Origin of the sequence: Anoxybacteroides tepidamans, assembly GCF_014201465.1 — a bacterium.
In the GTDB taxonomy this organism is placed as follows: Bacteria; Bacillota; Bacilli; order Bacillales; family Anoxybacillaceae; genus Anoxybacteroides; species Anoxybacteroides tepidamans.
This window is the reverse complement of the sequence record NZ_JACHEP010000032.1, coordinates 1-21,983: the sequence shown is the minus strand read 5'-3', so window position 1 is coordinate 21,983 and position 21,983 is coordinate 1. Positions and strand designations below refer to the sequence as shown.

27 protein-coding genes are annotated in these 21,983 nt (G+C 42.6%); 7 read left to right on the top strand and 20 right to left on the bottom strand.

Annotation, left to right across the window (positions count from 1 at the left end):
• The first annotated feature begins 97 nt into the window (after window positions 1–97).
• The gene (locus HNQ34_RS16180) at window positions 98–325 is read left to right on the top strand and encodes a hypothetical protein (RefSeq protein WP_183256384.1); all 228 of its coding nucleotides are present in this window, start codon (window positions 98–100) and stop codon (window positions 323–325) included.
• Between the two features lie 97 nt (window positions 326–422).
• On the opposite strand, the gene HNQ34_RS16175 is transcribed toward HNQ34_RS16180, so the two are convergent.
• From HNQ34_RS16175 to hpf, 14 genes are all read right to left on the bottom strand, one after another.
• Window positions 423–1,850 (bottom strand): bifunctional DedA family/phosphatase PAP2 family protein, encoded by a 1,428-nt coding sequence (locus HNQ34_RS16175; protein WP_246364293.1) that lies wholly within the window; start codon window positions 1,848–1,850, stop codon window positions 423–425.
• Window positions 1,851–1,865: 15 nt separating this feature from the next.
• Window positions 1,866–2,693: a hypothetical protein gene (locus HNQ34_RS16170; protein WP_183256383.1), complete on the bottom strand. Its 828-nt coding sequence runs from the start codon at window positions 2,691–2,693 to the stop codon at window positions 1,866–1,868.
• A 13-nt stretch (window positions 2,694–2,706) separates the two neighbouring features.
• Window positions 2,707–3,210 carry an anti-sigma factor family protein gene (locus tag HNQ34_RS16165; RefSeq protein WP_183256382.1) on the bottom strand — a complete coding sequence of 168 codons (504 nt, stop codon included), beginning with the start codon at window positions 3,208–3,210 and terminating at the stop codon, window positions 2,707–2,709.
• A 14-nt stretch (window positions 3,211–3,224) separates the two neighbouring features.
• Window positions 3,225–3,749, bottom strand: coding sequence for an RNA polymerase sigma factor (locus tag HNQ34_RS16160; RefSeq protein WP_183256381.1), 525 nt, complete (start codon window positions 3,747–3,749; stop codon window positions 3,225–3,227).
• Window positions 3,750–3,776: 27 nt separating this feature from the next.
• Window positions 3,777–4,361: an undecaprenyl-diphosphatase gene (locus tag HNQ34_RS16155; RefSeq protein WP_183256380.1), complete on the bottom strand. Its 585-nt coding sequence runs from the start codon at window positions 4,359–4,361 to the stop codon at window positions 3,777–3,779.
• A gap of 711 nt (window positions 4,362–5,072) precedes the next feature.
• Window positions 5,073–6,305, bottom strand: a complete 1,233-nt coding sequence (locus tag HNQ34_RS16150) for a murein hydrolase activator EnvC family protein (RefSeq protein ID WP_183256387.1) — start codon at window positions 6,303–6,305, stop codon at window positions 5,073–5,075.
• Window positions 6,306–6,343: 38 nt separating this feature from the next.
• Window positions 6,344–7,237: a permease-like cell division protein FtsX gene (gene ftsX, locus HNQ34_RS16145; protein WP_183256379.1), complete on the bottom strand. Its 894-nt coding sequence runs from the start codon at window positions 7,235–7,237 to the stop codon at window positions 6,344–6,346.
• Window positions 7,227–7,913 carry a cell division ATP-binding protein FtsE gene (gene ftsE / locus HNQ34_RS16140; protein ID WP_183256378.1) on the bottom strand — a complete coding sequence of 229 codons (687 nt, stop codon included), beginning with the start codon at window positions 7,911–7,913 and terminating at the stop codon, window positions 7,227–7,229. Before ftsE ends, ftsX begins: the two co-directional genes overlap by 11 nt.
• 197 nt (window positions 7,914–8,110) lie before the next feature.
• On the bottom strand, window positions 8,111–8,434 hold the full coding sequence (cccB, locus tag HNQ34_RS16135; protein ID WP_183256377.1) for a cytochrome c551: 324 nt from the start codon (window positions 8,432–8,434) through the stop codon (window positions 8,111–8,113).
• Between the two features lie 60 nt (window positions 8,435–8,494).
• Entirely contained in the window at window positions 8,495–9,358 is an 864-nt protein-coding gene (locus HNQ34_RS16130; RefSeq protein WP_183256376.1) for a YitT family protein, read from the bottom strand.
• Between the two features lie 124 nt (window positions 9,359–9,482).
• A protein-coding gene (prfB, locus tag HNQ34_RS16125; RefSeq protein ID WP_221277470.1) for a peptide chain release factor 2 occupies window positions 9,483–10,587 on the bottom strand; the annotation gives its coding sequence in 2 pieces (ribosomal slippage) (window positions 9,483–10,511 and window positions 10,513–10,587; 1,104 coding nt in all).
• 92 nt (window positions 10,588–10,679) lie between these two features.
• Complete coding sequence (gene secA / locus HNQ34_RS16120) at window positions 10,680–13,193, bottom strand: preprotein translocase subunit SecA (protein WP_183256375.1); 2,514 nt, start codon at window positions 13,191–13,193, stop codon at window positions 10,680–10,682.
• A 131-nt stretch (window positions 13,194–13,324) separates the two neighbouring features.
• Window positions 13,325–14,050 (bottom strand): hypothetical protein, encoded by a 726-nt coding sequence (locus tag HNQ34_RS16115; RefSeq protein ID WP_183256374.1) that lies wholly within the window; start codon window positions 14,048–14,050, stop codon window positions 13,325–13,327.
• A 67-nt stretch (window positions 14,051–14,117) separates the two neighbouring features.
• Window positions 14,118–14,666, bottom strand: coding sequence for a ribosome hibernation-promoting factor, HPF/YfiA family (hpf, locus tag HNQ34_RS16110; protein WP_183256373.1), 549 nt, complete (start codon window positions 14,664–14,666; stop codon window positions 14,118–14,120).
• A 185-nt stretch (window positions 14,667–14,851) separates the two neighbouring features.
• Between hpf and HNQ34_RS17635 the strand changes: the two genes are divergently transcribed.
• The gene (locus tag HNQ34_RS17635) at window positions 14,852–15,097 is read left to right on the top strand and encodes a hypothetical protein (protein ID WP_246364291.1); all 246 of its coding nucleotides are present in this window, start codon (window positions 14,852–14,854) and stop codon (window positions 15,095–15,097) included.
• Between the two features lie 190 nt (window positions 15,098–15,287).
• Complete coding sequence (locus tag HNQ34_RS17630) at window positions 15,288–15,497, top strand: hypothetical protein (protein WP_246364288.1); 210 nt, start codon at window positions 15,288–15,290, stop codon at window positions 15,495–15,497.
• Between the two features lie 106 nt (window positions 15,498–15,603).
• Here HNQ34_RS17630 and HNQ34_RS16100 read toward each other — a convergent pair whose 3' ends face one another.
• The 6 genes from HNQ34_RS16100 to HNQ34_RS16075 form a co-directional block, all read right to left on the bottom strand.
• The gene (locus HNQ34_RS16100) at window positions 15,604–15,993 is read right to left on the bottom strand and encodes a hypothetical protein (protein ID WP_183256372.1); all 390 of its coding nucleotides are present in this window, start codon (window positions 15,991–15,993) and stop codon (window positions 15,604–15,606) included.
• Window positions 15,994–16,002: 9 nt separating this feature from the next.
• The gene (locus HNQ34_RS16095) at window positions 16,003–16,356 is read right to left on the bottom strand and encodes a flagellar protein FliT (RefSeq protein WP_183256371.1); all 354 of its coding nucleotides are present in this window, start codon (window positions 16,354–16,356) and stop codon (window positions 16,003–16,005) included.
• On the bottom strand, window positions 16,356–16,757 hold the full coding sequence (gene fliS, locus HNQ34_RS16090; RefSeq protein WP_183256370.1) for a flagellar export chaperone FliS: 402 nt from the start codon (window positions 16,755–16,757) through the stop codon (window positions 16,356–16,358). The genes HNQ34_RS16095 and fliS overlap by 1 nt, the downstream gene beginning before the upstream one ends.
• A gap of 18 nt (window positions 16,758–16,775) precedes the next feature.
• Complete coding sequence (locus HNQ34_RS16085; protein ID WP_183256385.1) at window positions 16,776–18,269, bottom strand: flagellar hook-associated protein 2; 1,494 nt, start codon at window positions 18,267–18,269, stop codon at window positions 16,776–16,778.
• Between the two features lie 14 nt (window positions 18,270–18,283).
• Entirely contained in the window at window positions 18,284–18,664 is a 381-nt protein-coding gene (flaG, locus tag HNQ34_RS16080; protein WP_183256369.1) for a flagellar protein FlaG, read from the bottom strand.
• A gap of 253 nt (window positions 18,665–18,917) precedes the next feature.
• Window positions 18,918–19,142, bottom strand: a complete 225-nt coding sequence (locus HNQ34_RS16075; protein ID WP_183256368.1) for a hypothetical protein — start codon at window positions 19,140–19,142, stop codon at window positions 18,918–18,920.
• A 435-nt stretch (window positions 19,143–19,577) separates the two neighbouring features.
• Between HNQ34_RS16075 and HNQ34_RS16070 the strand changes: the two genes are divergently transcribed.
• From HNQ34_RS16070 to HNQ34_RS16055, 4 genes are all read left to right on the top strand, one after another.
• Window positions 19,578–19,934 (top strand): hypothetical protein, encoded by a 357-nt coding sequence (locus tag HNQ34_RS16070; protein WP_183256367.1) that lies wholly within the window; start codon window positions 19,578–19,580, stop codon window positions 19,932–19,934.
• 10 nt (window positions 19,935–19,944) lie between these two features.
• Window positions 19,945–20,268, top strand: a complete 324-nt coding sequence (locus HNQ34_RS16065; protein WP_183256366.1) for a type II toxin-antitoxin system RelE/ParE family toxin — start codon at window positions 19,945–19,947, stop codon at window positions 20,266–20,268.
• Between the two features lie 221 nt (window positions 20,269–20,489).
• Entirely contained in the window at window positions 20,490–21,029 is a 540-nt protein-coding gene (locus HNQ34_RS16060; RefSeq protein ID WP_183256365.1) for a hypothetical protein, read from the top strand.
• On the top strand, window positions 21,026–21,565 hold the full coding sequence (locus tag HNQ34_RS16055; protein WP_183256364.1) for a hypothetical protein: 540 nt from the start codon (window positions 21,026–21,028) through the stop codon (window positions 21,563–21,565). The genes HNQ34_RS16060 and HNQ34_RS16055 overlap by 4 nt, the downstream gene beginning before the upstream one ends.
• Window positions 21,566–21,983 lie beyond the last annotated feature (418 nt).

Sequence of the window (21,983 nt, the reverse complement as noted above, 5' to 3'; positions counted from 1 at the left end):
TCTGATGATAGGTGTTTGTTGGTACCCCTGCATCATACCAAGAGGGCTTTTTTCTTTCAAGTCCCCCAAAACCTTTCTAACAGGAATGCTCTTTTAAATGCGAAACACCATCATCAATAGTGCAGCCAAAATTGCTAGTGATCCAAAAGCAATCGTCGGACCGAACGACTGCCATAGAAAATCTGCCATTACGCTTGCGGGCAAAGAAGTGAGTGAGCCCGCTGGCGTTCTTGTTCGAGGAATTAGACAAAAAAGCTTGTGTTCAGCCTCACTATTCCGCATTTTCGCTCATGAACCCATTATTTTGACAGAAAATAATCGATAACCACCACTCGTGTGAAAAATACATTAAGCTGTATTATCCTTCCATTTATGAAAAACAGGAGAAAAAAGTTCGCTCACCATAAAAAATCCCTATGGATCTAGACTTTTTGTAACTGCCTAAAGATTTCTAATAATACTATATTTAGACTCAACCACACTCCGCCAAACACATACCCAGCTACGACATCGCTCGGATATTGAACACCTAAATACACTCGACTGAGTCCTACAAGAATGGCGGCCGCAAGTACAACTGAAGGTAATAGTGTTCGAATCCAAGTTTTTTGCGAATGTCGGGCTAATAAGAAAAATATAAACCCAAAAACGGTTAACACTATCAAAGATTGTTCACTAGGAAAAGTATAAGGGAGTTTTTCCGCTGTTAACGTACTTGCGGGACCGATACGGTGAAAAATTCTTCGCAATCCTTCGTCCAAGATTTCCCCACCAATGGCGACGAAAAATAAAAAACCAATTTCTAACCATCGATCTTTTTCTTTTATCCAAATCCAGCAAAGTGTTAAGACAATAATAGGAATCAACACTTTATATGATGAAAGTAGCGAAACTTTTTTCATCCATGGTGTCCATGTTTCTTCAAAAACCGCATGGACTAGAAACGTGCCGATTTGGTCAAATCGAGAAAACTCGTTTCCTAAATAATCTTGAATCAAACCTAACATCAAAATGAAAAAAACGAAAAAAAATGTTGCAGCACCGGCTATGAGAAATTTGACACGACCTAGGGAATGAAGCCTCTCTAGTAACCGTTCCAATACCGATCGTTCAGCATCTAAAATTTGCTGTTTGTACACTCTGTAAAAGTAGACAATAGCTAAAACAGCAGCTGCAACAATCCCTATCATAATCAAATACTTTTTTATAGAACCGTGAAACTCTGCCCATTTTGGACCCAAAATTTTCCCGAGGGAAATAAACGTACTTGTCCATATGAATGCCCCAAGATAAGCATATAAGGCATAGGATCGGAAAGGAATCCGTGTGATCCCTGCGAAATAGCCTGTGATGTGGCGGACACCAGGAATGAAGTATCCTATAATCAACATTTTGTTGCCGTATTTACTGAACCATCTAGAAATTTTTTCTAATCTATCAGGTCCCAAATGAAACCGACGGCCATATTTGTAAAAAAAAGGAGTGCCTAATTTGTATCCCACCAAATACGCAACGGTCATTCCGATTGAGCCTCCGATTCCGGCGAATAGAATACTTGCCAACCAATGTAACCGTCCTTGTGACACAAGAAAACCGGAATAACTCATCAAAACTTCACCAGGTACTGGTAGTGCAATGAGTTCTAGCATAAGGGCAAAAAACAAGACCATGTATCCGTATTGATCGACCCAAGCAGTCACGAACCCCAAATTTTTCTCTCCTCCAAAAGATTTTCCATTATTATTTCCCAAAACTTTTATGATGCTTTCTTTTTTGCTTTGTATAGCAATGGAAAAACGATCCAAATTACTCAAACATATTGTTGTAGAAATCTCGACATATGATTCCATCGTTTTTACATATTGTCACCCTTGTTTTCGTTTTCCCCAAAATAACAAGGTGACTGAACCTAAAGAAACCCAGAAGAGTGACAGAAGTATGATGACACCGATTAAAGGAAAATTGATTCCGGCTGTCAAAAGAAGAGCTCCTCCGAGAACCTTTAACCATCTAGGCTTGTCAGAAATTCTAGGCATCCACTCGCCGACAATTTGACTAACGGCAGTGAAACCAACTAAAAATACAAACAGAGTGAATAGCAGCAATAACACAGCAATAGGAAGACCAATGATCGTGACCGATAACAAGATGCAAATTGCGATGAACAAGATATTGATAACGACACCGATGAGAAACGCTCTCCTAAGTGACAAACGAGCCACTGATATGAATGGCTCTAATCGATCCTTTGCCATAAGAAAAGTTACAACCGGTAAGATGATTAACATCATACTTAAAATAAACCGGAAAAACCAGACACCCGCAACAAAAATACCTCCGATGAACAAGCTATTTGCCGTCGCCTGATTAAAATTAATATTCAATACATTATCAGTTAATTGGGCTCCGGGCTCTTGAATGATTTTTCCACCAATTACAAGCACTAACCCCTTAATGCGGGCCGATGATTTAATATTGAGATCACCGTTAAGGACAATGACCGCGTCGCGTACCGAGCCGTAAATGGTTGCATTCCCACCAATAATGACAACATTCTCTACTCTTTGTGTTTCCGTTAACACCGTATCCTGACCATCAAACACATTTTCAGCCGCAAATACGATCGAGGACTTGAACACGATCATTACACTTAAAATCAAGAAAAATACGATCTGAACGAACTTTTGTTTCACAATATTCGCCCCCTTACGTCACTTTTTGCACGAACAACAGGCGTCGTAAAAACCAAGTCGATGCGACGAACAAAACAACAAAAAAAATGGAAATGCCAACTAACAGCTGAGGCACCGAACTGATTAAAGTCGGGATCACTCGCAAAAGACTAAACATAATGCTAAAGACGGAAGACGAAAGCGAAACAATAAAAATGCCAATAGGAGACAATGCGAACACGATTATCAAAGTTAAGGCAATGAAAAAAGTAAAAACGAACCATGACATCTTAATACGTAAAGTATCCTTTGCCGTTTGATCAGCACCAATGACGGCAAGAACGTTTTCTTCAAAGCTTTGTGGAATTTCAACAAATTCGTAGACTAAGAAGACATTGTTTTTCATTGTAACCATTTCTTCCATCAATACTTGGCATTGATTACAGTTTTGTAAATGAGATTCGATCAACTGACGCTCGTCGTCCGTTACCTCACCATCTATATAGGAAGAAATCAATTCTTCCACATGTTCTTGCATTCCGCCATCCCCTCCTACTTTGAAAGTTCATTTCGTAAAGTGAGTCGAGCCACATGGATACGTGATTTCACTGTGCCAACCGGTATTTGTAGAATTTCTGCAATTTCATCATAAGTAAAGCCTTGGATATCGCGTAATACAATAATCTCCCGGTGTTCAGGAGAAAGTTTTTGCATAGCCTCTTCGAGATGAATCCGCAACAACAAATGGTCCATCGATTTTGAGTGAGTACTTTCCTTTAGAATATGTTCTCGTTCGATCACTTCTTCTTTTCTTTTTTTCTGAATGCGATCATGACACAAGCGAGATACAATACGAGCAATCCAAGATGAAAAGGCGTACTCGTTCTGCAATGCCTCTAGGGAATAATATGCCTTAATGAAAGCTTCTTGTGAAACGTCTTGAGCTTCTGCCGGGTCATGAAGCATAGCGTACGCCTGCCGGAATACGTGCCCCTTAAATCGGCTCATTAATTGCGCGAACGATTCAGTGTTCCCTTGTTTTGCCTCAAGAATTAACTGCCTTAGTTCTTGGTCCACACAATCTCAACCCCAATCAGCTCGAAACTACATACTTTTGTTTAATGTTTTCATCTCTATCTTTTTCCATTGATCGACAATCCATTTGAATATCGGTTCCAATCTGTCTTTTTGCGATGCAGCGAACCATGCTCCGATTAATCCCGTCAACGCACCTCCGATAACATCAAGCGGATAATGCGTTCCTACATACACCCTCGATACGGCGAGAAAAAGAGCCATGACCAACATACCGGAACCGAATTTACGATTTCTCCAGAAGACCGTCAGCGCCAACGCAAATGCACCTGTCGCATGATCGCTCGGGAAAGACGGATCCATAGACTTTTCTATAAGAAGTGTAACCGGATGATCCACAAACGGTCTTGGTCGAAAATAAATGGCTCCAATCAATTGGTTAATTGCCAACGCAATGATCGCAGCAGTGACAGCTAATAACACGGTACGACGATTATCTTCTATCTTTCCTTTTTTCGCAAACCAAATCCCTAGCAGAACAAGTCCAAAAAATAACGGCCCGTACTTTGAAAAAAGAACGATGCTTTGATCGAATATAGGGTAATTGCCTGCAAATTGATTGATCGCTTGAAACAGTTGAAAATCGAAATTCATATTTTTCTCCCCTCGTATTTATGTTTCCATCTATATAAATACAACTGGGAGGTTTAACTTATGGCGGATGAAAAAGTAGACTCCCTATTTTTTCGACTGTCGGCCGCAAGTCTGTGACTTGCCTTCGTCACGCCTTCGCGTGACAGAGGACCGAACAACCAACCGCTTCACAGACAAATGCATTTGTCTGGAAGCGGTGTTGTTCGGTCACCCGACAGTCGAAACATACCGATTACTCCATAAAAGCCGAAAACGTTAAAGTTCCAAATTGCATTTATATAAAAAGACTATAGTTGTGGGGAAAAAGTTCATTAAAATTAATCAGAAATATTTACAACTTACGCTTAGCATGCTGAATAAATCCATAAACTACTATAATCAGCTAATACTTTTTCAATCAACCTCTTGCATTTTGTCTTATAAATTATATAAATGCAATTTGGAACTTTAACGTTTTCGTCTTTTATGGAGTAATCGGTATGTTTCGACTGTCTGTCCTCTGTCACGCGAAGGCGTGACAAAAGCAAGTCATAGACTTGCCTCCGACAGTCGAAAAAATAGGGAGTCTACTTTTTCGTCCGCCATAAGTTAAACCTCCCAGTTGTATTTATATATAAACGGCTGAATACTAAAAAAAAATACACAACTTGTCATCGTAGCGATCTAGACAAATTGTGTATTTCTATACCATATCAATACAAATTCTTCGGTTCAATTTATATAGCTTAGCGGATTCACCGCATTGGATTTCGCGGCATTCCACGGACCGCGGTGCAGTTCGAAGTGAAGATGCACACCCCACGACTGTCCTGTATTCCCCGTGTAGCCGATTATTTGTCCTTTGCTTACTGTTTGACCTTCACTTACTAATCGAGAGGCCATATGGGCATAAACGGTTGTATATACTTGCCCATTAATAACGTGAGAAATGAATACAACGTTTCCATAGCTGCTAGAATAATAGGAACGGAAAACATAACCGTCGGCTGCGGCTACAACTGGTACGCTCTCTCCACGTTTCGCAATGTCAATTCCGTAATGATATTCTCCGCCGCGCGGACCAAAACCAGATGTAACCGAACCGGCTGCTGGCCACATAAACGCACCACTCGTTACTGGCGGCACATTGCTACTCGAACTGTTCGATGAACTCGATGAACGAGCCGCTTCTTGTTGTTGTTTTACAAGCAATTGCTGGAGCTGCGCCCGAATCGCCGCTTCTTGTTTTTTTAGCAATTCCTGCTCTTCCGCTAACGCTAGTTTTTGTTCACTAACATCCTGCTCCTGCTGTTTTAAACGAGCGATGAGCTGTCCCTTTTCATCCATTTGCTGATTCAATGTTTGTTTTAATTGTTCAAGCTCTTTTAAATCGTTTTGTAACGCCGTCAATTTAGACGTCAGCTCATTTTCCTTTTTTTCTTTCAACGCTTTATCCGCTTCTTGTTCTTTTATAATTTGTTTGTCGGCCTCAAAAATCGTCGTGACAGCACTAATGCGGTTAATGAAATCGCTGAAGCTTTGCGAACCTAATAATACATCAAGATAGCTAATCACCCCGCCGCTTTGCTGCAACGAACGAACCCGCTCTTTCAACAGTTCGTTTCGTTTTTCAATACGCGCTTGCACTTCGGCAATTTCTTTCTTCAACACTTGAATGTCTTGCTTCGTGTCATCGATCGTTTGCGATAAATTACCAATTTTTTCACTCGTTTCGGATACGGCCATATCTAACTTCTTCATTTCTTCCGCGAGTTGCGCTTGCTGTGTCTGTAACTGTTCAATTTGTTGATCGGCTTTGCTCATTTTTCTTTGCAAAGAAGACTGTTTCGATTGAATGCTGTTAATCGCATTTCGCTTCTGTTGAATTTCTTGATTGCTCACCGCAGCCGCCACATAAGGCGAAAAGCTTGTCACACCAACCACGGCCGCTACCGCTAACGACATGATCTTTTGCTTCACGACTTTATTCCCCTTTCCCTCTACTAAACTTTTAAAAATTTCCGAACCGACATCATGCTTCCCCATACGCCGATGCACGCACCGAGCACTAATAAAACTGCGCTAATCTTCCACATAAACGGATCAAACGGAAGAAGCTGCAAAAACGGAACAGTTACCTTTGGCTTTAAAAATTCGTACATGTTATAGTACACGAACGAAATCAACACAATCGGCACAATCGCACCGATAATGCCAAGCCATAATCCTTCAAGGAAAAACGGCCAGCGGATAAATCCATTCGTCGCTCCTACTAATCTCATAATCTCGATTTCACGGCGGCGCGCAAAAATCGTAATTTTAATGGTATTTGAGATTAAAAACATCGCTGTAAATAACAACCCGACAATTAAACCTAATCCGATGTTTCTAGCAACACGCAACGTTTTAAACAGCTTTTCGACCTGTCCTTGTCCGTATTTCACTTTATGAGCAAACTTAAACGTCTCAATTTTCTTGGCAACCTTCATCGTATCCGTCGGCTTCGCTGTTTTCACGACATACACATCGCTCAAAGGATTGTCTTGTTCAAACAGACGGAACGAGGATCCTTCTTCACCAAAACTCTTAATTAAATTTTTGAGTTCTTGCTCTTTCGATGAATATTGAACGTCTTTCACTTCCGGAATAGCTTCAATTTGCGCCTTTAACGCCTGCTTATCTTTGTCCGTTGCCGTCACATCAATGTAAACGCGAATTTCGACATCGCTTTCGATTTTGTTCGCAAAATGGTTCATATTAAACATGATGACGAGAAAGACGCCAACAAGCAAAAGCGTCACCGTCACCGCGCTGATCGAAGCAAACGTCATCCAGCCGTTGCGGCCGAGACTTTTCAAGCTTTCCCGCATATGGCGTCTGAGGGTGTTAATTGTCATACCCGTATTCCCCCCTCGCCTCATCGCGGACGATTTTCCCGTTTTCGATCGCAATGACGCGCTTTTTAATCGTATTGACGATCTCGCGGTTATGCGTGGCCATCACAATCGTTGTTCCACGATTATTAATCGTTTCAAAAAGTTCCATAATGCCCCATGAATTGTCTGGGTCCAAGTTTCCTGTCGGTTCATCGGCAATGACGATTTTCGGCGAATTGACGATCGAGCGCGCAATCGATACGCGCTGCTGCTCGCCGCCAGAAAGCTCATTCGGGTAAAAGCGAGCCTTATGCTTCAAACCAACTAAATCTAACACTTCCATTACTTTCTTTTTAATAATTTTCGGCGATTCTTCAATTACTTCCAAAGCAAACGCTACATTTTCATATACCGTTAGCTTAGGAAGCAATTTAAAATCTTGGAACACCACTCCTATATGCCGGCGCAATAACGGCACCTTATTGTCTTTCAGTTTGGCAAGGTTTACGCCGTTAATCATAATTGAACCGCTCGTCGGTTTTTCTTCGCGGTACATCATTTTAATAAATGTCGATTTTCCGGCACCGCTCGGACCAACGACATATACAAACTCCCCTTGCTTAATACGAACGTTAATTCCATTCAACGCAATGACGCCATTTGAATACGTTTTATATACATCTTTCATTTCAATCATTTTTAATCACCTTATTTTGAAAAGTCATCATGGATGTCATGATTCGATTTGTCTCGTGCTATTTATACAAAATTCCACAAAACATATTATAACATGATCCGAGCTGTTTTTTGTTTACATTTATATTTCAAAACTATTACGCGCAAACGTTCCCAAAAAAAACAATCCGGCATCTATAGATACCGGATCGCTTACGTTTATTTTTTCGATGCTAGCCATTCAGCTACTTTATCGACATCGTCGCCTTGAATGACGCCAGCTGGCATACCGCCGCGCCCTTTTTCAATAATTTGTTTAATTTCGTCCTTCGAGTATTTACTTCCTACTTTTTGTAAATTCGGTCCTATTTTTCCTTCTAAATTTTGGCCATGACAGCTCGCGCAGCTTTGTTGGTACACTTGTTCTGCCGCAGATGCGGTTGAACCTCCGCTGTCTTTGTTATTGCTCGCTCCATTCCCCCCGCCACAAGCAGCTAGCACAAGTGACGTGCCTAATAATAGACTAACTACCTTCACTTTCATGAACGAACTCCCCCCTGTAGAAATTGCATACAATTCTATTATAACCGATTTTTTCATTTTTTACGCTCGTTTAAATCCTTCCCCAAGCACTTCGGCAGCATCCATCACGACGACAAATGCCGATGGATCAATGCTTTTCACTAATTGTTTCAATTTCGTGAACTCTGTTTGCTCAACAACACACATAAGCACCGGCCGTTCGTGTTCCGTATATCCGCCATATCCTGACAATTTCGTCACTCCACGGTTAATTTTATGCAAAATCGCTGTCCGCACTTCTTCTTCTTTGTTCGTAATAATCATCGCCATTTTCGAATAGCCAAAGCCAACCTGGACGAAATCGACCATTTTGCTTGTGACAAACAAGCCGATCAGCGCATATAATGCCCGCTCAATATCAAATACAATCGCTGCGGTTAGTACAATCAATCCATCGATCAAAATGACGCACGTTCCAAGCGATAACCCGGTATATTTATGAATGATTTGCGCCGCTAAATCCGTTCCGCCCGTCGATGCTTTGCCACGAAACACGAGTCCTAAGCCGATGCCGACGCCGATTCCGCCAAAAAGCGAGCCGAGAAGCGGATCGTGTGTCGCTGGTTCGACATCTTTCGTCAAATATACGACAAACGGCAAAAATAACGTGCCAACTAGCGTTTTCAGCCCAAACTGTCTGCCGAGCAACACCACTCCAGCAATAAATAACGGAATGTTAAATGCCCATTGCACATAAGCCGGCTGCCAGCCAAGCGTCGCATGCAAAATCGTGCTAATGCCGCTCACTCCGCCGGAGGCGACGCGGTTCGGCAATAAAAACAAATTAAACGCAACCGCCACAATCGCTGAGCCGATTAATATGTATACGTATTCGATGATCGCTTCGACCGTTGGATGCAACGTTTTGTCTCTCTTTTTTCTCATGCTTTCCCCACCTTCCTTCGTGAGTATAGCATGCCCTTTTTTTCAAGTAAATGCCATCCGATTAACGCAATAACAGTTTACTATAATAAAGTAAAAAAGAAAAAGGCGATCAAACGATCACCCTTTACTTTAATTTGGAGCGCAAATAGGCGTCAATAAACACATCAATTTCGCCGTCCATGACCGCTTGGACGTTGCCGACTTCCGTGTTCGTGCGATGGTCTTTGACGAGCGAATACGGATGGAAGACGTACGAGCGAATTTGGTTGCCCCAGCCGATTTCTTTTTGCTCCCCGCGGATTTCCGCAAGCTCAGCTTGCTGCTCTTCCATTTTTTTCTGATAGAGCTTCGCTTTTAACATATTCATCGCTTTTTCGCGGTTTTTAATTTGCGACCGCTCCGACTGGCACGTCACGACAATGCCGGTCGGAATATGTGTAATCCGTACGGCGGAATCGGTCGTGTTGACGTGCTGGCCGCCTGCGCCGCTTGAGCGGTACGTATCGATTTTAATTTCGTCGGGACGAATCTCCACTTCAATATCATCGTCAAACTCCGGCATGACTTCGCAAGATACGAACGACGTATGGCGGCGTCCGGAAGCGTCGAACGGCGAAATGCGCACAAGGCGGTGCACACCTTTTTCTGCTTTTAAATAGCCGTAAGCATTATGCCCTTTAATCAAAAGAGTGACGCTTTTAATGCCCGCTTCCTCGCCCGGCAAATAGTCGAGCGTTTCCACTTTAAATCCTTTTTTCTCCGCCCACCGCGTATACATGCGGAGAAGCATCGAACCCCAGTCTTGCGATTCTGTTCCGCCCGCTCCCGGGTGAAGCTCTAAAATCGCATTGTTTTTATCATAAGGTTCGTTTAATAAAAGCTGCAGCTCAAATTCGCTAAAATCTTTTGTCAGCTTTTTCGCCTCCGCAACAAGCTCTTGCTGCAAATCTTCATCCGGCTCTTCTTTGACGAGCTCATATGTCACTTCCAAATTTTCAAATCGCTCTTCTAACTGGCGAAACTCGCCCACTAACTCTTTCAGTGCATTTACTTCACTAATGACCGCTTGTGCCGCTTTCTGATCATCCCAAAAATCGGGCGCAGCCATTTGCTCTTCTAACTCCTGAATGCGCGCCTCTTTCTCATCGAGGTCAAAGAGACCCCCTAATATCCGCTAATCGCTTAGCCATTTTTTCTAAATCTTGCTTCACTTCTATTAAATCAATCATTGACGTTCACCTCGTTCATCATTTTACTGGATGGTTTTTAAACAATCAACGGGACAAAAACAAAGCGAGAGGCTCCCCCCTCACTTTGTTTTTTATGCGTTTTTTCCGCAGCAATTTTTATATTTTTTGCCGCTTCCGCAAATGCACGGATCGTTGCGGCCGATGTTCAGAGCCTTTCGCACCGGTTTCCGTTTGACTTCCCCTTCGTCTTCTTTCGGATGAACCGCTTCGCCTTTGGCAACTTCTTGGCGTTCAAGGTTGTTGTGAATTTCCGCTTTCATAATATATTTCGCGACTTCTTCTTCAATGGAAGCGATCATCGCTTCAAACATCGCATACCCTTCCATTTGATATTCACGAAGTGGGTCGACTTGACCGTACGCTCGCAAATGGATGCCTTGGCGCAGTTGCTCCATCGCGTCAATGTGATCCATCCATTTCATATCGACGGCGCGAAGCACGATGACGCGCTCAAATTCGCGCATTTGCTCTGGCACAATTTGCTGCTCTTTTTCGTCATAGCGCATTTTTACTTTTTGCCAAATGAATTCGATCATTTCTTCCGGCTCTTTGCCGCGCAAGTCATTGACCGTGACATCGCCTTCCGGCAAAAGATTTGCGTTAACATAGTCGATAATGCCTTTTAAATCCCAATCTTCCGGCATTTCTTCGCTCGGCGTATGCGCGTTCACAACGCGTTCAATGACCGATTGAATCATTTTTTCGACGATGTCGCGAAGATTTTCTGAATCCAATACTTCAAAGCGCTGACGGTAAATAATTTCGCGCTGCTCACGCAAAACGTCGTCATATTGCAACAACTGCTTACGCGCATCGAAATTGTTGCCTTCGACCCGTTTTTGCGCCGATTCGACCGCTTTCGTCACCATTTTGCTTTGAATTGGCTGCGAATCGTCCATGCCTAAGCGGTCCATCATCGCCATTAAGTTTTCTGAACCGAAGCGGCGCATAAGCTCGTCTTCTAACGATAAATAAAACTGGGACACCCCTGGGTCGCCTTGGCGTCCCGAACGGCCGCGCAGCTGATTATCAATGCGGCGGCTTTCATGGCGCTCCGTACCAATGACTGCCAATCCGCCGAGTTCTTTCACGCCTTCGCCGAGTTTAATATCCGTTCCGCGGCCGGCCATGTTGGTTGCGATCGTGACCGCGCCTTTTTGACCCGCCTGCGCGATAATTTCCGCTTCTTTCGCATGGTTTTTCGCGTTTAACACGTTGTGCGGAATGCCGCGTTTCTTTAACATATTCGAAATCAGTTCGGATGTTTCAATCGCTACCGTCCCGACAAGCACCGGCTGCCCTTTCTTATGGCGTTCGGCAATGTCTTCCACAACCGCATGGAATTTTCCTTCCATCGTTTTATAGATTAAATCCGGACGGTCTTCGCGAATGACCGGTTTGTTTGTCGGAATGACGACGACTTGCATGTTGTAAATGTTGCGAAACTCTTCTTCTTCCGTTTTCGCTGTACCGGTCATTCCTGCTAGTTTTTCGTACATGCGGAAGTAGTTTTGGAACGTAATCGTCGCGAGCGTCATCGACTCGTTTTGAATTTCGAGTCCTTCTTTTGCTTCAATCGCTTGATGCAAGCCGTCACTATAGCGGCGCCCTCGCATAAGACGGCCGGTAAACGGGTCAACGATCACGACTTTTCCGTCTTCGACCACATAATCAACGTCGCGGTGCATCGTCACATGCGCTTTTAACGCTTGGTTAATGTGGTGGTTGAGCGTCACATGCTTTAAATCAAACAAGTTGTCGATGCCAAACGCCCGCTCCGCTTTTGTAATTCCTTCTTCCGTTAGCTGTACGCTTTTCGTTTTTTCATCGTACGTATAGTCGACGTCTTTTTTCAACGTGCGAACGAACGCATTCGCCTGAATGTACAGCTTCGTTGATTTTTGCGCCGTGCCGGAAATGATAAGCGGCGTGCGCGCTTCGTCAATTAAAATCGAGTCCACTTCGTCGATGACGGCAAAATGAAGCGGCCGCTGCACCATATGCTCTTTATACAGCACCATATTGTCACGCAAGTAGTCGAAGCCGAATTCGTTATTCGTTCCGTACGTAATATCAGCATTGTACGCCGCTTGTTTTTCTTCGCGCGACATGCCGGTTAAATTTAGGCCGACCGTCAAGCCTAAAAACTCATATAATTTGCCCATTTCGGTCGCGTCGCGGCTCGCAAGATACTCGTTCACCGTCACGACGTGCACGCCTTTGCCTGTAAGCGCATTTAAATAGACCGGCATCGTTGCCGTTAACGTTTTCCCTTCCCCTGTTTTCATTTCGGCAATATTGCCTTCATGCAAGACGATACCGCCCATAATTTGCACTTTATATGGATACATGCCAAGGACGCGCTTCGCTCCTTCGCGCACGACGGCAAACGCTTCGACTAATAAATCGTCAAGCAATTCCCCTTGTTGGTAGCGCGCTTTAAATTCCTCCGTTTTTTGGCGCAACGCTTCATCGGAAAGCTTCGCCATTTCCGAACCGAGCGCATCGACTTGCTCTGCCATTTTTTCTAACCGGTGGATTTGGCGCTTGTTCGGATCAAACACCTTTTTTAATACTCCAAGCATACTGAACGCTCCTTATTTCAGATAGAATCACTAACTTACATGATATCATTTACAGGAATAGGTGACAACTAAGACGCGGAAAGGAGGGGGGAAAAGCGGAAAAAGAAAAGCCAGCGTTCGCGCTGGATAGGTTACACTTGCGATTGCAGTTGTTCAATGGTTGCTTCGACCCTTAATAAACGTTTATTCAAGGCATAAATTTCAAACCCTTTTTCATCAATCTTTTTATAAATATTTTGCAATAATGCATGTACATCATCGGCTAGTTGAATTTCTAGTCGTTGCACCGTTTCTTTTACCTCGCCTAATTGCGTTTCTACGTGCTCAAGCCGCGCCTTGACGTCACGCATTTCCTCCTCAAGACGGCTGATGCGCTTGTTTGTCTCTTTCATCTCTTGTTCAAGCGCACCTAATCGAGTTTCCATGTGGGCGAATCGCTCGTCCATCTGGGCGAACCGCTTATCGATTGCCGCAAATCGGTCATCAATCTGTTCGAACCGCTTATCAATCTCCGCAAACCGAGCATCCATTTGCTCAAATCGCTTATCAATCTCCGCAAACCGAGCATCGATCTGCTCGAATCGCTTGTCAATCTCCGCAAACCGAGCATCAATCTGCTCGAATCGCTTGTCAATCTCCGCAAACCGAGCATCAATCTGCTCGAATCGCTTGTCAATCTCCGCAAACCGAGCATCGATCTGCTCGAATCGCTTGTCAATCTCCGCAAACCGAACATCGATCAGCTCGAATCGCTTGTCAATCTGGGTGAACCGGTCGCGCACTTCTTCTTGAAAAGACATGAAACTACTTTCAATATTCGTCACTTTCGCTAAAATTTCGCGCAAAATGGCCTCCATCCTCCCTCACCTCCTTCCAAATAGTAGTATAACACCCTCTGTCAAAAAGCGACAGAGGGTGTGTGCGTTAGTTCGTTTCAATTAAGCCGTATCGGCCGTCTTTGCGGCGGTAGACGATGTTCGTACGGTTTGTTTCCGCGTTTGTAAAGACGAAAAAGTTATGGCCAAGCATATTCATTTGCAAAATCGCTTCTTCGCTGTCCATCGGTTTTAAGCTAAATCGCTTCGTCCGCACAAGCTCAAATTCCTCTTCTTCCGGTTCAGCCGGTGCAGTCGAAACGTCGTTTGGCGCAAACACATGTTTTGCCTCTTTATCTCGCCATTTCCGGTTTACTTTCGTTTTATGTTTCCGGATTTGGCGCTCTAATTTATCCGTCACTAAATCGATCGCCGCATACATATCATCATGGCGTTCTTCGGCGCGCAACACTAATTGCGGCATCGGAATCGTTACTTCAATTTTAGCTTGTTTATCGTTATATACTTTTAAATTAACGTGTACTGTTACTCCTTCCGTTGATTCAAAATAGCGTTCTAATTTGCCGATTTTTTTCTCCGCATACTCCCGTAATGCTTGCGTAACCTCAATGTTTTCACCGCGAATGTTGTACTTCATACGCTGTATGCCTCCTTTAATCAAAGGTTATACATATAATTCTACAATCCCCTACAAAATCCTTCTTCAAACGTCGAATGTTTTTTTGAAAATTTTGTGAAACAAAGGTGTTTGTGTGGTAATATTTACTTAGGCAATCATCCGTTTATTCTAGTTCAATTTTACTATATACGGAGTGTTTGACGATGCGCAAGTTGCATATATCAGAAGCAAAAAGCGGCGATATACTAGCTGTCGACATTTTTGGCGCGAACGGTGCGATTTTATTGTCAAAAGGCGTCAAATTGACAGATCCGTATATTCACGCGTTAAGGCAAAAAGGGATTCAATATCTTTACATCGATGACCGGTATACGTTTGATATCACGGCATGGCCGATGCTCAACTCCGCAATCCGAAAGCAGGCTGTAAAAAAGTATATGAAACGATGACGTCACTCATTAATGAAAAATCATTGATGAATCGCGTTTCGTCGTTTAATTTAGGAAAAGCATATGAAATTTTAAACAAATATTCGCACTGACATCGGCGCGTTATCACCGCAAACAATATTCGCCACACGAAGCCGCTGAATATTTATCCGCGACCGGAAATGTTTTGTTTGATTACGAGCTCATTAAGTTGTTTCTTTCCCATGTGGCGATTTACCCTGTGGCCACTACCGTCGTACTCAACACCGGCTACACCGGCGTCGTCGCGAAAATTTTCCCTGATTTTCCATTGCGACCGCTCGTCCGCATCATCCAAAACCCGTACGGAGAAGAACTCAAAAGCCCGTACGAAATCGACTTGCGGAAAGAAATAAACGTGACGATTGTGAGAGCAGTATAAAGGAGCTCTGCTAGTAACGAGCTCCTTTATCGTTTCCTTTCCCCAACATTCCAACCGCTTGCAAAAGAAGCTGACTTCGCATATTGAGGTCAGCTTCCTAGCAGCATTATTGCTCAACGTATTGACGCAAGTGATCCATTATATTCGTTTTCCACGCTTCGAACGCTGGGGCTAAATAATTTTCAACAATGTGTTGCTTCGCATTTTGGTCATCTAGTTTGCCATCTAGCTTCCATGCTTCATCGATGACAGCGGAAAACCGCTCAATTTCCACCATGATCGCCTGATCTTCCGCAAAAAAAGAAGCAAGCGACCGCTTATTCGTCGCTTCAATTTGTCCAAACGCCGTAAAAATATCCGCTAACACGACATCGCCTTGTGTTCGTTCGTAATTGTGGAAACTTTCCACGACATACGTAAACCCTTCTTCGACCGTATCAAGCAGCGCCGCATATTGGCGGACGACGGCTAATTGCTCAAGAGTTAAATTCATCATATTCATAACCTACCTTTTTTTATCATAAAACATCCCGTCCATCGAAAAGGCTTCTTGGTACGGATTCGTATAGTTTTCGTTCGCTTTCTTTTTTTGCTTCAACGCTTTTAAGTCTTGTTGAATTTGCTGTTTGAGCTGTTGCAGTTTTTGCGCAATCGTTTGATTGAGGGCGACCATTTCTCGCCCGAGCCGCTCCTCTTCTTCGCTATATGGAGGCGCTAGCTGTGCGATTAACTCGTCTCGGCGCTGTAGCAGCTGCTCGATCGCCGCAATCGTTTCCTCGCGTCCTGCTTTGGCAACTGGTTTTTCGAGCAGCCCATCTAACGCTTTCGTCACCTTCCATAATTCCACTACAACATTCACTACACTTGCCCACCTTGCGCATATTGCCGCTGGCGATTTAATTGAATGACTTGTTTCCACGTATCACGGAACTCCGCCACATAGCCTTCGACTTCGTCCAAAATCGCCGCATCGCTTTTAATATTTGCTTCCACTAACCGGCGATATATATAGTCGTACATCGTCATCATATGTTTCGCCACTTCATAGTCCATGTTGAGCGTGACCATCAGCTCTTGAATAATTTTTTGCGCTTTTAATAAATTCATATTGCGTTCTTCAATATTGTTTTCCTCAATCGCTTTGCGCGCCATTTTAATAAATTTTAAACAACCGTTATAAAGCATAAGCGTTAACTCGCCCGGTGATGCCGTCTGCACGGCGTTGGCCTGATACGATTGATACGGATTGTTTGTAGCCATTGACAACACTCCTTTTCATTATTTCGTTCCGCCGCCAAAGGCGTTCATTAAGTATGCGCTTTGCGAGTTCGCTTTATTAATCGCTTCCTCCATCGCCGTAAACTGCCGATAGTAGCGGTCTTCGATTTGCTTTAAGCGATTGTTAAACGCATCAATTTGGCTATTAAGTAGATTCAAATCGCGACCAATCGAAAATTGTTGGTTCGTCCAAACCGTCCGGCCAGCTTTTTGTTCGACTTTGCCGATCGTGCTTTTAATCGTATCTCGCAGACGGCGGGCGATGCCTTTCGTATCAAACGCCGTACCGTTCGCATTAAATAACTGATACACTGAATTCGGGTCTTTTTCAATTGCCGCCCGCAATTTCGTTTCATCGATGATTAGTTTTCCGTTGTCACGATAATTGCTTGATGTCGTAATCCCGATTTCCGAAAGGGTATCATAATTTGGATTGATCTTTGGATCGTTCACTTTGCTGTAGACGTCAAGGCGCATTTGGCTTAAGCCACCTGACAAAATCGAATCACGGCGAAGAAGACCGCTTTTTGCTTTTGCTTCCCAAAGTTCGATTTGCTTATCTGTCATCGACTTCTTCTGCTCATCCGTCAGCGGTGGATAATCGCGATACCGTTCTTCTGATATTTTGGCATTAATTTTGCCGATAATTTCGTTATATTTGTCGACAAAGCCTTTAATCACATTGAACGTCGCATCTATATCATTTGTCGTCGTAACGGTCGCAGTGCCCGCTTTTTTGAGCGTATATGTCACGTTGTTAATCGTAAACGTGTTCGTTGAGCGAGTTGTCGTAAGGCCATTAATCGTAAATTGTGCATCAACACCTGCTGTTTTCCCTGTCAATTCCGCACCATTCGCAGCGCCTGTAAACCCAAGCTGTTGGAAAAACGAAGCCGTCGTTGCGTCCCCCATCACTAAACTTGCTGCTGCTCCTGTATCTTTCTTTGTAATCGAAATTTTCCCTGTCTGTATATCGCGGAACACCGTAATGCCAAGGTCGCTATTGCTGTTTAATTGAGAGATCACCGCATCTAACGACGAATTGGCTGCGATCGTAATCGTCACCGGATTTGTTGGGCTCGTGCCGTCACCGTTTATCACGTTAATTTTCAACGTCGTATCTGTACCGCTTGGTGTATAGCTAGAAGCAGCTGCAGAAACCCAAGTTGCTGCTGTGGCGATTTTCGTGACAGTTAAATTTGTGCTAATATTGGCTGCCGAAGTATTCGCTGTCGCAGTAACAACACTTTCATCTGAACTCACTGTCTTCTTTTTTAACATACTGCTTTGCAGTGTTAAATTATTAAAAATATAACTATCTAAATCTTGCAATAATATATTCATCGAACGATAATCATCGCGCTGCCACTCAAGAATTTGCTTTTTTTGATACAACTTATCAAGCGGTATACGCTCCGCTTTCATTAAATCACTGACGAGTTTGTCAATATCCATGCCGCTTGCAAGGCCGCTAATGCGCATTGTATTCATAATTTTATTCACCATCCTTAAATTTTCTTATCCACAATCAGCCCGACAAATTCCATCATCGCTGCGTACATGTCCAACAGCTTTTTCGGCGGAATTTCGCGAATGACTTCTTTCGTCCGCTCGTCGACAATTTGCACATAATATTCCTTTAACTCATCGTGCAATTCAAACTTAATCGACGTCTGGCTCGGCTGCAAAAACTCATTCATGCCTTTAATAATGTTTTCAAGTTGATCTTTTGATAACTCCTTGGACGATTCTTTCGTCTCTTTCTGCGCTTCTGCTTTCGGCTGATCGTCTGCCTGTTGCGATGGCACCGTAGTCGAATTCGAAGCCCTTTGGCTACTTATATCCAAAAACGAAAAAGAAGGTTGAGAAGAAATACGATCGATGGTCATCTCTTTTCGCTCCTTTATAATACACTCCTATTGTTTATATCGGATGAAGAAGAGGAAGTTTAAAGGGGACAAAGAAAAATAACCCGTCAAACTAATGGGCTATTGCTTATGAGAGTTATGAGAACTTTAAATTAGCCACATGTTTTCTAAAAAAGCTCTTAACATATCATATACCGTTAATGGATCCATACTTTCTTTTTTGACGCCTTTTTTTCCCCATGGGCTACCCAATTTCGATATTGATATGCCTTCTTTACGTTACCAACCAACTGTGAATCAATCGTCCCTTTGAATAAATAAGAATATCTGTAAATCTGCCTCTCTCCACTTGATTTTTCGCATAACGAATCCAATTTTCTTCAAATACCGTTAATGCTTCTTTCTTTTTTGGAAAAGAGATCATTTGCGTAACATATTCTAGCACGAGCGATTCAAAAACAGAAACGAGTGAAACAATAGCTAAATCATCAAGTTTCATTTTTATTTGCTTCATTTTCTCAAAAATTTCTTGGTGTGATAAATCAATAAATTTACTATTCGAGCTTAATATCGATCCTCTTAGTAACAATTGCCTCTGAGCTAAAAATGCATTTCCGCAGTCGCTTCATACCAATCCATCACTTCGGATAAAGCCGTTGTCATGCAACTGCCCACCTCATCAACTCAACAAACACTTTCTCGCTCCACGTCTCATTTAATCCGCCTCGTCTATTAATTTACCATCATATTCAAAATTGGAAAATAAAATACATCTTGTTAAAAATACAGTGTTTCCCTCGACGAAAACATTCTTGAACAAGACCTCTCATCATCTGAGATAAAAAGGCGGTCTTTTTTGGCGGTTCCTGAATATTTTATTGGAAAACAGTCCAAAATTTCGGATAAAAATGATATAATAAAAAGGGGTAAAATAATGAAGAAAAAAAGAGGTGATTTTATGCCAATCGCTTTTACACCTGATGAGATCATAAAAGCGAACAAACTGCTTGAGATCTCGCAAAAGAAGTTAAAAGAAGAAATTGCGGAAAAAGAGCGGCTCGCGATTGATTTTTCCGAAGGCATCTTGGGAGTTATCCTAAGTTACGATTTGTATAAAAAAATGGTGGAACAAATTGAGGAACTTGAGGAAAAGATCATGGAATTGGAAATTGCAGAAATCCTTGCGAAAAGAAATCCGGATCATCAAGAAACGAAGTGGATCGCTTATGAAGAAGGATCCATCCTAAAGGAGTTTCAACGCATCCGAAATGGAAATACGACTACACCCTGATATTTACGCGATGGATTTTGTCGTCTTGTTGGAACAATTCCCTTTGGAAAAAGGTTTTTATGAACTTTCTATATGTATTGAAAAGGCGATCCAACTCATTCGAAAAGATCCCGAAGCAGGAGCCCCTTGTCGATATCCTCCCCTGATCGGCTGGATGAAATACAAGTTCCATTCCAAATTAAGACCACCGCATGGACAGAAGGCGGATATGCGGATAGTATATCGTATCAACCCTCAATTAAAGCTAATTGACATCCTTTGTATCGGCAAGCGATTACCAAAAGAAATGGAAGATATTTATAACAAAGCCTATATCCGCGATCAAGAGTGGTAAGAGGGTCATCTTTTCTTTTACGTCTAAGATGATTTTTGAAGAGGCTGTCCGAAAAGAGCGGTAAAACGACTTTTTGAGGGCAGCTTCCAATTTAGCTGATTTTTAAAAACAAGGGGCGCGGTTGGTGACAGGAGGTTTATTGGTCTTTCGGTTGCTGCCTAGTGAAATGAACAATCCAATAAGATATAATAAAGATCCAAATGTAAAGGGGGATGGAAAAATTGGGAATGGAACATTTAGAACAATTTTTAAAATGGAAAAAAGAGGAGGCAGAACGGAACCAAATCGATAGAGAACAGATAAAGAAGCAATGGTTAAATGAAATCGAATCGTTCTATAAACAAATCAAATCGTTTCTTGCCCCGCTACAAGAAAAACAATTGTTGTCATTGAATTGGGAAGAAATAAAAATACAAGAAGAAAACCTTGGCGAGTACACCACAAAAAAATTACACATCAACTTTCCAGACCAAAAAGTCGTTGTGGAACCAGTCGGCAAATATATCATCGGCGCCAACGGAAGAATTGATATGATCGGCAAAAATGAAAATGTAAGGTTCTTATTAGTGGATAAGCGAGCAAAGTCCCCTAAAATCACGGTCTCGTTCGATAATGAGATGACCAAAGCGCTAGAAAAAATCCGACCGTTAAAGGACACGGAATATGCTTGGAAAATCGCTACTCCCCCACCAAACATCCAATTCATTGACTTAAATGAAGATTCCTTTTCGGATGCTTTATTAGGGGTCATTGCAAATTGAAGAGACGAATTACTCTATCGGGGGAGAATAAAAACCTTGAAGACATTATTGATTTTTACCATTTATGCAAACGTGCGCTTTTAGTGTATAAGGAACGTATTGAAAAGGGGCTAGAAATAAGTGAAGAATGGATTGGTTTGACGCCAACAGAATTGCAGCAATATTTTCAAGACAACCTCAAAGAACTAGAAAACTTGATATGCTTAGACTTATTGGTCGCCGTAGAAGCAAAATTACGAATAGATTATTTATCACGGGTATATAATCGCAAAAAGGACTCTCTAAGCCGTATATTCCGTGCCATATACAAAGAAAGAGGCGAACATGCTTCTCTTGAGCATGACATTTTAGAAAACTGGAAACAACAATATCCGAAAGCAAAATCATACATTAGTGACTATAAAAGTACCCTACAATTTCGCCACTGGCTAGCTCACGGAAGATACTGGACGCCCAAACTAGGCAGGAAGTATGATTTACCGACCGTTTACACGGTTTGCCTAAACTTGATCGATTGTTTAGGCCTTGAACAATAAACTCCTCGCCTAGCAGGCGTTCGTTTTTGAAAAGCAATTAACGAGCCTTTTACTCAAACGTCTGTGTCCCGCGTAACCTCTGCCACGTCTTTGCGATACGCTTCTCTGAAAACAATGTTTTCTTGCGCTCATTCCAATGGTTGATCGATGCGAGGAATTTCTTCTTTAGACAACGATAGACATACTTCTAATGTATAACGAACGAGAATAATGAAACTCCTATTTTTTACCATGTGTCGACTGGTGTATTTGCTAATTGAATTTTGAGCCACTCCGATTACATCCTTGTGAGCCACTTAAAAATTGACAAATGGTAAATCTGAGGCGTCTTGACATGGAGCCTCTAGAGGCATGATTTCACTCGAAAGGCGACACATCAAGGTGTTTCGATAGGCAACAAGCCTATCATGCCTCTCAC

What these genes read in the sequence shown, in the direction of transcription:
- fliS (WP_183256370.1), bottom strand. Translation starts at nt 16,757, where the DNA reads ATGGCTACAAACAATCCGTATCAATCGTATCAGGCCAACGCCGTGCAG.
- HNQ34_RS16150 (WP_183256387.1), bottom strand. Translation starts at nt 6,305, where the DNA reads ATGTCGTTAGCGGTAGCGGCCGTGGTTGGTGTGACAAGCTTTTCGCCT.
- HNQ34_RS17635 (WP_246364291.1), top strand. Translation starts at nt 14,852, where the DNA reads ATGCGCAAGTTGCATATATCAGAAGCAAAAAGCGGCGATATACTAGCT.
- ftsE (WP_183256378.1), bottom strand. Translation starts at nt 7,913, where the DNA reads ATGATTGAAATGAAAGATGTATATAAAACGTATTCAAATGGCGTCATT.
- HNQ34_RS16175 (WP_246364293.1), bottom strand. Translation starts at nt 1,850, where the DNA reads ATGGAATCATATGTCGAGATTTCTACAACAATATGTTTGAGTAATTTG.
- cccB (WP_183256377.1), bottom strand. Translation starts at nt 8,434, where the DNA reads ATGAAAGTGAAGGTAGTTAGTCTATTATTAGGCACGTCACTTGTGCTA.
- HNQ34_RS16075 (WP_183256368.1), bottom strand. Translation starts at nt 19,142, where the DNA reads ATGAAACTTGATGATTTAGCTATTGTTTCACTCGTTTCTGTTTTTGAA.
- HNQ34_RS16115 (WP_183256374.1), bottom strand. Translation starts at nt 14,050, where the DNA reads ATGGAGGCCATTTTGCGCGAAATTTTAGCGAAAGTGACGAATATTGAA.
- HNQ34_RS16180 (WP_183256384.1), top strand. Translation starts at nt 98, where the DNA reads ATGCGAAACACCATCATCAATAGTGCAGCCAAAATTGCTAGTGATCCA.
- HNQ34_RS16155 (WP_183256380.1), bottom strand. Translation starts at nt 4,361, where the DNA reads ATGAATTTCGATTTTCAACTGTTTCAAGCGATCAATCAATTTGCAGGC.
- secA (WP_183256375.1), bottom strand. Translation starts at nt 13,193, where the DNA reads ATGCTTGGAGTATTAAAAAAGGTGTTTGATCCGAACAAGCGCCAAATC.
- HNQ34_RS16065 (WP_183256366.1), top strand. Translation starts at nt 19,945, where the DNA reads ATGGATTTTGTCGTCTTGTTGGAACAATTCCCTTTGGAAAAAGGTTTT.
- HNQ34_RS16070 (WP_183256367.1), top strand. Translation starts at nt 19,578, where the DNA reads ATGAAGAAAAAAAGAGGTGATTTTATGCCAATCGCTTTTACACCTGAT.
- hpf (WP_183256373.1), bottom strand. Translation starts at nt 14,666, where the DNA reads ATGAAGTACAACATTCGCGGTGAAAACATTGAGGTTACGCAAGCATTA.
- HNQ34_RS16100 (WP_183256372.1), bottom strand. Translation starts at nt 15,993, where the DNA reads ATGATGAATTTAACTCTTGAGCAATTAGCCGTCGTCCGCCAATATGCG.
- HNQ34_RS16130 (WP_183256376.1), bottom strand. Translation starts at nt 9,358, where the DNA reads ATGAGAAAAAAGAGAGACAAAACGTTGCATCCAACGGTCGAAGCGATC.
- HNQ34_RS16165 (WP_183256382.1), bottom strand. Translation starts at nt 3,210, where the DNA reads ATGCAAGAACATGTGGAAGAATTGATTTCTTCCTATATAGATGGTGAG.
- flaG (WP_183256369.1), bottom strand. Translation starts at nt 18,664, where the DNA reads ATGACCATCGATCGTATTTCTTCTCAACCTTCTTTTTCGTTTTTGGAT.
- ftsX (WP_183256379.1), bottom strand. Translation starts at nt 7,237, where the DNA reads ATGACAATTAACACCCTCAGACGCCATATGCGGGAAAGCTTGAAAAGT.